At 38.7% G+C, this 12,639-nt stretch carries 11 protein-coding genes; 1 reads left to right on the forward strand and 10 read right to left on the reverse strand.

All coding sequences use genetic code 11. The annotated features are described in order from the left end of the window. The 9 genes from metN to F931_RS06245 all read right to left on the reverse strand — a co-directional run bounded on the left by metN (position 1) and on the right by F931_RS06245 (position 9,018). Positions 1-696: a methionine ABC transporter permease gene (gene metN / locus F931_RS06205; protein WP_016140546.1), complete on the reverse strand. Its 696-nt coding sequence runs from the start codon at positions 694-696 to the stop codon at positions 1-3. Next, complete coding sequence (locus F931_RS06210; protein ID WP_016140547.1) at positions 693-1,718, reverse strand: methionine ABC transporter ATP-binding protein; 1,026 nt, start codon at positions 1,716-1,718, stop codon at positions 693-695. The genes metN and F931_RS06210 overlap by 4 nt, the downstream gene beginning before the upstream one ends. A 75-nt stretch (positions 1,719-1,793) precedes the next feature. Continuing rightward, positions 1,794-2,666 (reverse strand): MetQ/NlpA family ABC transporter substrate-binding protein, encoded by an 873-nt coding sequence (gene yhcJ / locus F931_RS06215; RefSeq protein ID WP_016140548.1) that lies wholly within the window; start codon positions 2,664-2,666, stop codon positions 1,794-1,796. Between the two features lie 483 nt (positions 2,667-3,149). Beyond that, a complete protein-coding gene (gene purD / locus F931_RS06220) occupies positions 3,150-4,436 on the reverse strand; it encodes a phosphoribosylamine--glycine ligase (RefSeq protein ID WP_016140549.1) in 1,287 nt (428 codons plus the stop codon). A gap of 123 nt (positions 4,437-4,559) precedes the next feature. Next, on the reverse strand, positions 4,560-6,134 hold the full coding sequence (gene purH, locus F931_RS06225; RefSeq protein ID WP_025465553.1) for a bifunctional phosphoribosylaminoimidazolecarboxamide formyltransferase/IMP cyclohydrolase: 1,575 nt from the start codon (positions 6,132-6,134) through the stop codon (positions 4,560-4,562). A gap of 85 nt (positions 6,135-6,219) precedes the next feature. After that, positions 6,220-6,489 (reverse strand): DNA-binding transcriptional regulator Fis, encoded by a 270-nt coding sequence (gene fis, locus F931_RS06230; RefSeq protein ID WP_001086304.1) that lies wholly within the window; start codon positions 6,487-6,489, stop codon positions 6,220-6,222. A 376-nt stretch (positions 6,490-6,865) separates the two neighbouring features. Then, positions 6,866-7,711, reverse strand: a complete 846-nt coding sequence (locus F931_RS06235) for a zinc-ribbon and DUF3426 domain-containing protein (RefSeq protein ID WP_016140550.1) — start codon at positions 7,709-7,711, stop codon at positions 6,866-6,868. 12 nt (positions 7,712-7,723) lie between these two features. Next, positions 7,724-8,629 carry a 50S ribosomal protein L11 methyltransferase gene (prmA, locus tag F931_RS06240; RefSeq protein ID WP_016140551.1) on the reverse strand — a complete coding sequence of 302 codons (906 nt, stop codon included), beginning with the start codon at positions 8,627-8,629 and terminating at the stop codon, positions 7,724-7,726. Between the two features lie 158 nt (positions 8,630-8,787). Continuing rightward, complete coding sequence (locus tag F931_RS06245; RefSeq protein ID WP_002119672.1) at positions 8,788-9,018, reverse strand: hypothetical protein; 231 nt, start codon at positions 9,016-9,018, stop codon at positions 8,788-8,790. A 232-nt stretch (positions 9,019-9,250) separates the two neighbouring features. Here F931_RS06245 and mnmG point away from each other — a divergent pair, with 232 nt between their 5' ends. Further along, entirely contained in the window at positions 9,251-11,131 is a 1,881-nt protein-coding gene (gene mnmG / locus F931_RS06250; protein ID WP_016140552.1) for a tRNA uridine-5-carboxymethylaminomethyl(34) synthesis enzyme MnmG, read from the forward strand. A gap of 377 nt (positions 11,132-11,508) precedes the next feature. On the opposite strand, the gene F931_RS22490 is transcribed toward mnmG, so the two are convergent. Then, the gene (locus tag F931_RS22490; RefSeq protein WP_016140553.1) at positions 11,509-12,516 is read right to left on the reverse strand and encodes a helix-turn-helix transcriptional regulator; all 1,008 of its coding nucleotides are present in this window, start codon (positions 12,514-12,516) and stop codon (positions 11,509-11,511) included. Positions 12,517-12,639 lie beyond the last annotated feature (123 nt).

The raw sequence follows: 12,639 nt of genomic DNA on the forward strand, positions 1-12,639 counted from the left end.
TTAACGTACCTTGGCGAGCCAGTTGCCTAGTGTCTGTACAATCTGTACTAAGAGCAATAAAACAATCACTGTTAAAATTACCACACTTGTATCAAAACGCTGATAGCCATAAGAAATAGCTAAATCGCCAATACCGCCTGCGCCAACGGCACCAGCCATTGCTGTTGCACCGATGAGACTGATGGTCGCTGTGGTTAAGTTTAAAATGAGTGAACTGCGTGCTTCTGGCAAAACAAAGCGGGAGATAATTTGCCAAGGTGTAGCACCCATTGCCTGAGCAGATTCAATAATTCCTTCATTTACTTCGAGCAGGGAAGTCTCAATCAGGCGTCCCATATATGGCCCAACATAAATTGTTAAAGGAACGATCGCGGCCCATGTACCAATTGAAGTACCTACCAATAACTTGGTAAGAGGAATCACTGCAATAAGTAAGATAATAAATGGCAGAGAGCGTAACGCATTTACAATCGGGTTAAGTAAATGATAAATGAATCTATTTGGCAAAATACCTTCTGGACGGGTTACAAGCAGGATAATTCCTTGAATGAAACCCCAAATACCACCAAATAAAAGCGCAAAAAACACCATGTGAAATGTTTCTTGCAACGCTGTTACAAACTGGTCAATTGAAAGAGAACTGTGCCAGAAAGGCTGAGTAAGTTCAGTCAACCATTGTACGATAAAATCTCTCATACTTGATCTCCTGATTGAACTACACCTACTTCATTTTGTTCCAAAAACTCGATAGCCTGTTTAATCAACTGAGGATCGCCTAGAAGCTGCACAAACATTTGACCAATCACAGTACCATTAATTTCAGTCATGTTAGCGAACAAAATATTTAAGCTAATATCAAATTGTTTAATCAGTGACTGAATTACTGGCTCTTGAGCCGAGCGCCCTAAGAACTGTAAACAGTAGATGCTATGATGATGCTGATTCTCGAGTTGATTTAAAATATTCACAGGCAACTGTTGATGTAAAACAGTTTGAATAAAGTTTTTAGTCGTCGGGTGTTGAGGTTTACTAAAGATATCAATCGTTGAACCTTGTTCAATGACTTTACCTGCTTCCATCACAGCCACATGATCACAAACAGTTTCAATGACATCCATTTCATGGGTCACCATAACAATTGTGATTTTTTGCTCTTGATTGATTTTCTTGAGTAGCTCTAACACAGACTTGGTTGTTTGTGGGTCGAGGGCAGAGGTTGCTTCATCACACAAAAGAATTTTTGGATGATTTGCCAAAGCACGAGCAATACCGACACGTTGCTTTTGGCCGCCAGAAAGCTCATCTGGATAAGCATCTTTTTTATGCTTAAGATCAATGAACTCCAATAACTCATTCAAGCGCTTTTCACGTTCTGCCTTATTGTAATTCAGCAGACGCATTGGCATTTCGATATTTTCAGCAACCGTCTTGGTTTGTAGCAAATTGAAGTGCTGAAAAATCATACCAATATTTGCACGTTCCTGACGTAATGAACGCGCATCCAAAGCAGTGAAGTCCTTTTGATTAATGATAACCTGACCTTCATTTGGTCGTTCAAGTAAGTTAATCAGGCGGATTAAAGTACTTTTACCTGCACCACTATAGCCAATAATCCCAAAAATACTTCCTTCTGGAATTTCCAAATTAATTTGGTCCAGAGCTCGTATGGTTTGGCCTTTAAGCTGATAGTGCTTTGAAATGTTTTTAAATTGAATCATGTCGTCAAAAACTATGCTAAAAAGAAAAAACAGGCAAAGAGACTTTGCCTGTTTCGCGTTGCCGGTATTATATTACTATTTAGCTTCCGTGAGGTAGCTGATTGGCTGATTCACGTCAACTTTTGTACCACCAAAGTGTTGTTCAACGTATTTTTTAACAGCTTCAGTGTGGTATAGCTGACCAACCTTCTGAAGAATTGGGTCATCTTTACGAGATTCTGCTGCCGCAAGAATATTTACATTGAGTTTAGTGCTTTGATCAACTGGCTCATAGTAGATAGAATCTTTAAGTACATTTAGACCACCTTCCAGCGCCAAAGTATTACCTAAAACGATTGCATCAACTTCATCTTTTACGCGTACAGCAGTTGCCATTTGGATTGGTTTAATATCAATTTTTTTGCTGTTATCGATAATATCGCTTGGCGTACCTTTCGCAGGATCGAAGTCAGCTTTAAGCTTGATTAAACCAGCACTTTGTAATAACAATAACGCGCGTGCTTCATTCGCCGCATCATTAGGAATTGCAATGCTTGCACCTTGAGGGAATTCTTCTACTTTTTTGTGTTTACTTGAGTAGATACCCATTGGTTCAAGATAAGTTGTAGCAACTGGTGCAATTTTATCTTTGTTTGATGCATTGAAAGCAACTAAATATGCATAAGATTGGAATGCGTTTAAGTCAACTTCTTTATTAGCTACAGCTGTATTCATTGCAACATAATCAGTGAAGTTTTTCACTTCAAGCTTAATACCAGCAGCTTTAGTTTCCGGTAAAGTTGAAATATAACGCCAGATGTCAGCGTCAGAACCCGTTGAGGCAATAACCACAGTTTGAAGTTGTGATGAATCACCGCTTTTTCCAGCTTGTGGTTCACTTTGTTGTTTACCGCAGGCTGCAAGTAATAGCACAGACACGCTTAAAAAAAGACTGATCAGCTTTTTCATGTAAAAAAAGTCCTGATTAAGTGAGAGATCAACTATTTAAGTTGCCTCTCGACTAGTAAAGAAATGAGTTTAGTTGCAACGTCACAAAGTTTTCAAGGCTAAAGGTTATAACTTATAGCTCTTTTCTAATTCTTCAGACACTTGATTTACCGCATTCATCTGAGCTAAATAAAACTATTTTCACAACAGTTTTATCTTATATTCTCAGCTTTTAAACGGTCTCTAAAAGTATGAGTGTTAAAAATAACGATTATCTTTAACAGAATTAGATGATGTGCCTTAATATTTAAAGGCCCATTAACTTTATGGAAAGTTCCAACGCTTTAACTAATCATATCAATAAAAACATATTCAATATAGTGGACATCTTTCGATCTTAATCATCACAATTGAATAAAAATTAAGATTAATATGAATATTTGTGATAAGTGAAGACGAAAAATAAAAAAGCCCTCAAAAGAGAGCTTTTTTATATTTAAACTTTTACTCAGCTTTTTCACGTGCAATTGCACGATAACCGATATCGCTACGATATTGCATACCTGTGAATGTAACTTGGCCACATACTTCAAGTGCATTGATTTGCGCTTCAAGAACGCTGTCACCCAAAGCAGTTACACAAAGAACTCGACCACCAGAAGTCACAATATGACCGTCTTCACGAGTTGCAGTGCCTGCATGGAAAATTTTAGTATCTTCAGGTGATTGTCCAATACCTGAAATTACATCACCTTTGCGCACACTATCAGGATAACCTTCTGCTGCAAGTACAATACCGATTGATTTACGCTCATCCCATTCAGCTTCATTTGGTAAGTTACCAGCAATACCTGCTTCTACCAATTCAACAAGAGATGATTTTAAGCGCATCATGATGGGTTGAGTTTCAGGGTCACCAAAACGACAGTTGAACTCGATTACACGTGGTTGACCTTGTTCATCGATCATTAAGCCAGCATATAAGAAACCAGTGTAGACATGTCCGTCAGCAGCCATACCTTCAACAGTCGGGCGCATGATTTCAGTCATAACGCGTTCGAAAATGTCTGAAGTAACAACTGGAGCAGGAGAGTAGGCACCCATACCACCAGTATTAGGACCTTGGTCGCCTTCAAAAATACGCTTGTGATCTTGTGAAGTTGCCATTGGTAAAATGTTTTTACCATCAATCATACAAATGAAAGAAGCTTCTTCGCCTGCAAGGAACTGTTCAATTACCACACGTGAACCAGCATCACCGAATTTGTTGCCAGCAAGCATGTCATCAATTGCTGCAAAAGCTTCTTCATTAGTCATTGCAACGATTACACCTTTACCAGCAGCAAGACCATCTGCCTTAATTACAATTGGTGCACCATTTTTTTCAACATAAGCTTTAGCTGCATCAACTTCCGTAAATACTTCGTAAAAAGCAGTTGGAATGTTATGACGCTTTAAAAAATGTTTAGCAAATGCTTTTGAGCCTTCAAGCTGAGCAGCGTATTGAGTCGGTCCCCAAATTTTTAGACCTGCTTCACGTGCAGCATCTACTACACCATTCACTAAAGGTGCTTCTGGGCCAACAATAACTAGTTCAACATTATTTTCTTTAGCAAAAGCAATAATTGCAGGGTTGTCTAAAATATCAAGTTGAACATTTATACATTTGTCTTCTGTTGCTGTACCAGCATTACCAGGTGCAACGAAAACTTGAGTAACTTTGGTATCTTGCGCGATTTTCCATGCTAAAGCATGTTCACGACCACCACTACCTAAAACTAAAATATTCATTTTTAATTTGTTCCTTAACTTTAATCCTTTTCATCCCCCTCTATCCCTCAAGGTGGAGTTTAGCTCCATTATTGTGGAAAACCCTCCTGAATAAAAGGAGGGTTAGGGAGGACTAAATTTAAATTAGTGGCGGAAATGGCGCATACCAGTGAAGACCATTGCAATACCAGCTTCATCTGCTGCTGCGATTACTTCTTCATCACGCATAGAACCACCTGGTTGAATGATGCATTTAATGCCAGCTTTAGCTGCATTATCAATACCATCACGGAACGGGAAGAATGCATCGGAAGCCATTACAGCACCTTCAACAACTAAACCAGCATGTTCAGCTTTAATGGCAGCAATACGAGCTGAGTTAACACGGCTCATTTGACCTGCACCTACACCAATAGTTTGGCGGTTTTTAGCATAAACAATTGCGTTTGATTTCACATATTTCGCAACTTTCCAAGCAAAGATGAGATCATCAATTTCTTGCTCAGTCGGTGCACGCTTAGTAACTACTTTAAGATCATCTTTAGTGATCATGCCCAAGTCTTGATCTTGAACAAGTAAGCCGCCATTAACACGTTTGTAGTCAAGTTGCGGTGCACGTGCATCAATTGCAGGTAATTCACCACATACTAAAACACGTACGTTTTTCTTTGCGCCAGTTACTTCAAGTACACCATCGGCAATGCTTGGAGCAATAATGACTTCAACGAATTGACGCTCTACAATTGCTTGAGCAGTTGCTACATCTAACTCACGGTTAAATGCAATGATACCGCCAAAAGCAGATTCTGGATCTGTTGCGTAAGCTAAATCATAAGCAGCTTTAATACCGTCTAAAGAAACAGCAACACCACAAGGGTTAGCATGTTTTACGATTACACAAGCAGGTTTTGCGAATGATTTAACACATTCAAGTGCTGCATCTGTATCTGCAATATTGTTATAAGACAATTCTTTGCCTTGTAACTGTTTTGCAGTAGAAACTGAAGCTTCCTTTGCATTTGCTTCAACATAAAATGCTGCAGATTGATGTGGGTTTTCACCGTAACGTAAATCTTGTGCTTTGTTCAATTGGGTATTGAATGTGCGAGGGAATAAATCAGCTTCGCCTTCGGTCTTACCAACGCGAGCGCCTAAGTAAGAAGCGATCATGCCGTCGTATTGAGCTGTATGTTCAAATGCTTTAACTGCTAAATCAAAACGCGTTTCATAAGAAAGTGAACCAGCGGTTTTTAATTCATTGATTACAGTGTCGTAATCTGAAGCATTTACAACGATACCCACTGAAGCATGGTTTTTAGCTGCTGCACGCACCATTGTAGGACCACCGATGTCGATATTTTCGATTGCATCAGGAAGAGTACAGTCTGGTTTTGCAACAGTTGCAGCAAATGGATAAAGGTTTACAACAACAAGATCAATCGGATCAATGTTGTGTTCTTCCATAACTGCTTCGTCTAAACCGCGACGAGCAAGAATACCACCATGAATTTTTGGATGTAATGTCTTAACACGACCATCCATCATTTCAGGGAAGCCCGTATGTTCAGATACTTCTACAACCGCGATATTATTATCTTTAAGCAACTTATATGTGCCGCCTGTAGATAATAGTTCTACCCCTAGAGCTGCAAGGTTTTGAGCAAATTCGACAATTCCTGTCTTATCAGATACAGAAATCAAAGCACGTTTAATAGTCATGATGTTTAATTCAACAATTTCAAGTCTACGGATTAAAACCAATAAGCATAAAAAAATGCCCACGACGTCGTGAGCATTTTATCATTTATTCACTCATTAAACCGTGAGCTTTTAACTTTTTACGTAAAGTGCCACGGTTGAGTCCAAGAATCTCTGCAGCACGTGTTTGATTACCACGTGTATATTCAAGAACTACAGATAAAAGAGGTTTCTCCATTTCTGCTAGCACCATGTCATATACCTGAGATGGTTGCTCACCTTGCAATTGTGCAAAATAATGGCGAACTGCGCGATCCACGTGGATGCGAAGAGCAACATCAGATTGTGCAGTAAAAATAGGAGATTTGCTATTCATGCGAGTTAATCCGAAAATCAAATACTAACTTGGGTAAAGTAGTATATAAATGTGGTCTAAAAATACGGAGTCCTGTTTTAGATCCTAAAACAGTGACTCTAAAACATAAGAACAATTAGCTTGCCATATTTCTTCGTATTGAATAAAAAATAAGCGTAACAATAATTAAATATTTGTTACAGCCCCCTCAAAAACAAAAAAAGTTAGGCTATGCGCTTAAAGTAGAAAAGCACACATGCTTAACAGTATTTTTTTTGGATTGAGAGCGAGGAGTATATGAGTCAAAGCTTTCGTGGCGCGTATCATAACATTGTCTAGGAAAAAGTGAGCAAATTAACTGCATTTTTTTTTATTTTTTTTTCACTTTTTTTACATTTTAGGGGTGGACAATTTCTAATCGATAATTTACTAGGCTTTTTTTGCTTTTGTTTAGCTCAAATTGGAATCGGTAAGGGGTGTTGGATGGAATGCGCTGAATACCCTGTAAGTTCTCTACTAAATATTGCTGAGGAGTTAGTATGATTTCTTCAGTTTTGCTTGGTTCTGTCGTAAAAATCAACTTTAAGTTAGGAAGCTCAATACTTTTATCATTCTGATTAAGTAATATGCCTGAAAATTGGGTATGGTTTGCATCAATTCTACGAACTTTTATCTTTTCTATATGGATAAGTTCATACAGTTCTGCTGTTTTATTGCAATGTAGTATTTGGCAAACATAATTAAATGCATGACTAACGGTAGGGCTTGTATGCATGAGTTTAGGGTTAAACCAGAGAATCTGGAAAGTAAAAACTAAAATCAGAATAAGGTTGGCAGAGCTCCAGAGCGTATAGTACAACCAACTATGTTTTTTATTATTGTCTTGTTCTTGTGGGGACACTTGCTCAGCCAAATTAAGGTTTGGTAAAGCATTAATAGGTTCATTATGAAAGTAATTTAAGTTGTTGAGATAGGTTAATAGATCAATATTAGAGTTCTCAACTTTTTGGTCAAAGATATCTAACACGTGTGAATGTGTCATATATCGTGTTTGCATTGAACCATTAACTAAAGTAGATGAATTAACCATGGCTGGCTGTTCAATATTAATCAGATTGGTTAATGCATTAAAATTCGAATTACATTTGGGGCAACAAACCATACCCTGAGCAACAGTCAATTGAGTAAGAGATACTTTATAAACTGTTAAACACTTAGGGCAGCGGGTTTGTTTTTCATTCATGAGTTAGAAGTCTCAATTTATTGTTTTACGTTTTCCTGAAATGCGACACCAATTTTCTTCGCGTTTTTCGACATCTAATATATCAAAAAATTCAGAATAAACACGTGAAACATCAGTAACTTGCTCTTCGATTACACCTGCAAGTGCGAACTCACCCTCAGATTTAATTAAATTTGCAAACTCAGATGCAAGTGCCATTAATGGACCCGCTAAAATGTTTGCAACTAAAACGTCTGCCTGCTGAGGTTTGAACTCTTGATCGAATTCTTCCGGAAGACCTACATAAAGGCGATCTAATACACCATTAAGTTCTGCATTTTGTTTTGTTGCTAAAACAGCTTGAGGGTCAATATCGGTAGCATATACTTTTTTAGCACCTAATAATAAAGCCGCTACGCCTAAAATGCCTGAACCACAGCCATAATCAATCACGATTTTATCTTTAACATCAGTTTTACCTAGCCATTGTAAGCACAGGAAAGTACTTGCGTGATTACCTGTACCAAACGCAAGACCTGGGTCTAACTTAATATTAGTAGCGTCCGCTTCTGGTGGCTCTAGCCATTCAGGTACGATCCAGAACTTTTCCCCAATCTGAATTGGTTCATAATAATCCATCCATGCGCGTTCCCACACTTGATCTTCAAGTTCTTCATGACGCATAGGAACATCTGGAAGTTGAGCTTTTAAGAAAGCTTCTAAAGTGTCGACATCAATCGGGTCTTGTTCGTCTTGTTGATAGATGCCTGTCACAATGACTTTATTCCATAAAGGTGTTTCACCTGGTAATGGTTCAAGTAAAGCCTGATCTTCAGCATCATCCAGAGTTACGCTTACCGCACCTAGAGACATTAAAAGTGTTTCTGTGAACTCAACTTGTTCTTGATCAACGGTAATGTGTATTTGTAACCACTTCACGAAAAGGACCTAAAAATTTTATTTAAAGGCGTATTGTAGCGGACTAGACCATTTTAAAAAAGAAAGCGGCCCATCTTTAATGGACCGTCTTTGAAAATACTGATGAGATATAGCAGTAAATGAATGACTTCTACTATATATACCTTATGTAAAACAGATTAAGGAGCAGGGGCCTTAAATTGTAACTTGCCATTTTCGTTTGGTTGGCAAGTACCGTTAAACGTTACACCGTTGTGATTGTAAGAGACCCATTCACCTTGCTGTTTTTTTGCACAGACTCGAATTTGTTTTTGCATTTCGGCTTTGCTCGTGTCAGCAGCATGGGTAAAAGTTACGCCTGAAAAACAAATTAGAGATGCAGTTAAGATTTTTAACATGGTCGTTTTCATTTTGTATTCCTTCTCGTTGCGTTAATTTTAAAGTCATAGAAGTGCTGTACATTTTTTATTCTAAGATGAATTAATTTTAAAAACATTCACTTTGTATTGAATTCATGAAACAAAATGTCAAATCATGTGGCGTACCGTAAATTATGTGAAGACAATTTTGTAATTATGTACATCAATAAGCAGATAATTTTGCTATAATGTTCCGTCTTTTTTTTCTGGTGTTTTTGTACTCATGCACTATCCTAAAGTTTACGATGTTATCGTTATCGGTGGCGGTCACGCAGGTACGGAAGCGGCCCTTGCTGCTGCGCGTATGGGACGACAGACTTTGCTTTTGACCCATAACATTGAGACTTTGGGCCAAATGAGTTGTAACCCAGCAATTGGCGGTATTGGTAAGTCTCACTTAGTACGCGAAATTGATGCACTTGGTGGGGCAATGGCTTTAGCTGCCGATAAAGGTGGTATTCAGTTCCGTATTTTAAATTCGCGTAAAGGTGCAGCTGTGCGTGCAACACGTGCTCAAGCTGACCGCGTGCGCTATAAAGCTGCTATCCGCGATACTTTGGAAAATCAAGCAAATCTTGATATTTTCCAGCAAGCAGCTGATGACCTGATTGTTGAAGGCGATACTGTTAAAGGTGTTGTTACCCAAATGGGTATTCGCTTTGATGCAAAAACTGTTGTGTTGACTACAGGTACATTTTTGGGTGGTGTAATCCACGTTGGTTTGGAAAAATCAAGTGGTGGTCGTGCGGGTGATCCTCCTTCTATTGCACTTGCTCAGCGTTTACGTGAATTAAAACTACCTGTTGGTCGTTTAAAAACTGGTACTCCACCACGTATTGATGCACGTTCAGTTGACTTTTCTGTGATGATTCCGCAGCCGGGTGATTTCCCGTCTCCAGTCATGTCTTTCATGGGTGATGCTTCTATGCACCCTGAACAAGTAAACTGTTATATCACGCATACAAACGAAAAAACCCACGATATTATTCGCGGTGGTTTAGATCGTTCACCAATGTATACGGGTGTTATTGAGGGGGTAGGTCCACGTTACTGTCCATCAATTGAAGATAAGATTCACCGTTTCGCTGATAAAGATTCACATCAAGTATTCTTGGAGCCAGAAGGTCTAGATACACATGAGCTTTATCCAAATGGTATTTCGACTTCTTTACCGTTCGATGTTCAGTTTGAGCTTGTACGCTCAATTCGTGGTATGGAAAACGCTCATATCTTACGTCCAGGCTATGCAATTGAATATGATTATTTCAACCCGCAAGCTTTGAAATTTACCCTCGAAACTAAAGCGATTAATGGCTTGTATTTCGCTGGTCAAATTAATGGTACAACAGGTTATGAAGAAGCGGGTGCTCAAGGTTTACTTGCAGGTTTAAATGCTGCACGCCGTGCGTGGGAGCAAGAAGAATGGACGCCTAAACGTGACCAAGCTTACATGGGTGTATTGGTTGATGACCTCATCACGTTAGGTACTAAAGAACCGTACCGTATGTTTACCTCACGTGCTGAATATCGTTTGATGTTGCGTGAAGATAACGCGGATCAACGGTTGACAACTATTGGTCGTGAACTTGGTTTAGTCGATGATGTACGTTGGGCTGCTTATTGTGAAAAAATGGAAGCAGTTGAGCGTGAAACCTCTCGTTTACAACATATATGGGCAGCACCAAATAACCCTATGGGTAAAAAATTCGTTGAAATGACGGGTGCAGATTTGAGTAAGGAATGCAGCGCAATTGATTTGCTTAAGCGTCCTAACATCAACTTTGGTCAAATTGCAGAACTTACGGGTTCTGAAGTTTCAGAGCAAGTGGGTGAGCAAATTGAAATTGCCGTGAAATATGAAGGTTACATCAACCGTCAACATGAAGATGTTGCTCAATTAAAGCGTCTTGAAGAAACTAAAATACCAGCCGATTTTGATTATGATAACGTGTCTGGTTTATCACGTGAAATTACACAGAAGTTAAAAACAGTGCTTCCAGAAACTTTAGCTCAAGCAAGCCGTATACCTGGTGTTACGCCAGCAGCTGTTCAGCTTGTCATGATCACAATTCGTAAGAACAATATGATTAAGAAAACAGCTTAATCATTTGAGTATATAAAAAGCCCAGTTAAGACTGGGCTTTTTTATTTTCTGTTCAAAAAATATATGGAAACTTCTTAAGGAAGAAAAGAGATTTCGCTTCCTTTTTTTCTTATTTCACATATTTTAAGCCGCCAGTTATATTGAATTCACGTTCAAACAAGAGGGCTTTAACCATGACAATGAAATCAATTCGCTACAATGGATATGAAATGGCATGCCAATGCTTATGTTCAAAATAGCGCAAAAGAAAGAGCGGATCAGTTTTGGTGGGGGAGAACATCTTGATCTGGAAACAAGTAAAAATATAAGAAGAATATAATATTAAGAAAATTATAATTCAAAATCTAAAGAGAACCGTATGGTTCTCTTTTTTATAACTACTTACTATCAGTTTCAATTTCACGTACAGCGTTGTGTACTTGAATTGGCTCAATATGCAGTAATTTTTTACCATAACTACGTAGCCACCACACCAGTTGAGATGTAAAAGGTACGGTAGCTGTAACTTCTACGATATTTTCTTCAAGTGGAGTAATTGTTTGGTCTTTACTTAACTGACTTTCATAAAAAGTTTTCGCAGTTTGCTCTGTCATGGTTAAGGTGAGCTGAATTGATTCAGTTGGCTGGTTGTAGTCCACTCTAAAGCCTAAAGCGCCTGAATCAATATAATGATCAATATCAAAATTGACCGGATGTAGGGCGCGACTATCTAATACTTTTGCTGATTTAAAACGGTGCAGAGCAAATGTTTGCACTTCAGTTTTGTCATGCCGTGTGCAAATCAAATAAATGACTGCACCTTTTTGTACCAAAGCTAAAGGGTTTAAAATATAAGTTTTATCTTCGCCTTGATTTACACGGGCCCGATAAACACACTCAATCTGTTTGTCTTGTAGTAGACCTTCATAAATTGCCTGCTGAGCGCCACGATCCACTACAGGTGGAATAAGCGGTTGACTTGCAGGAACAATGCGTACACGGTTAATCCATTGTCTCACATTATTTTGAGTAGAGAGGCTGCGTTTGGCTAAATCAAACCATGGACCCATCTCATCAAGCAGGCTTGGAGGAAGTAAGTGCTTTAAGTGTTCCTCAACCATCATAAAGGTCACTGCTTGAGAGCTCGTCATGTGAGGTAAACTCTGGATAGGAGCGTCTGACTGCCACCGCCAGCCTTGAGGTACGGCTTTATTACTCTCTATCGGAAAACGCTGAGCAATTTGATTTAAGTCACGCTGAATAGTCCTTAAACTGATTTCAATACCTTCGCGCTCAAGCATTTCTTGTAATTCTCGAGTTCCGATCCATTTACCGGTGGGTAGGCGAGACAAGATCTGCCATTGGCGATATAAACTATTCGAAGTTTCTTTTTCTATTACAGACATAAGCGTAATACATCTATATCCAATTGCTTTGGTGTCAACACAATAAAAAATCTTTACAGATTTAGCAAGTTTGTCAGATTCAGTTTATAGCCCGTTGGACAAAGGATGATAAGATTTAGAAGA

This window comes from Acinetobacter pittii ANC 4050 (genome assembly GCF_000399685.1).
Taxonomy (GTDB): Bacteria; Pseudomonadota; Gammaproteobacteria; order Pseudomonadales; family Moraxellaceae; genus Acinetobacter; species Acinetobacter pittii_E.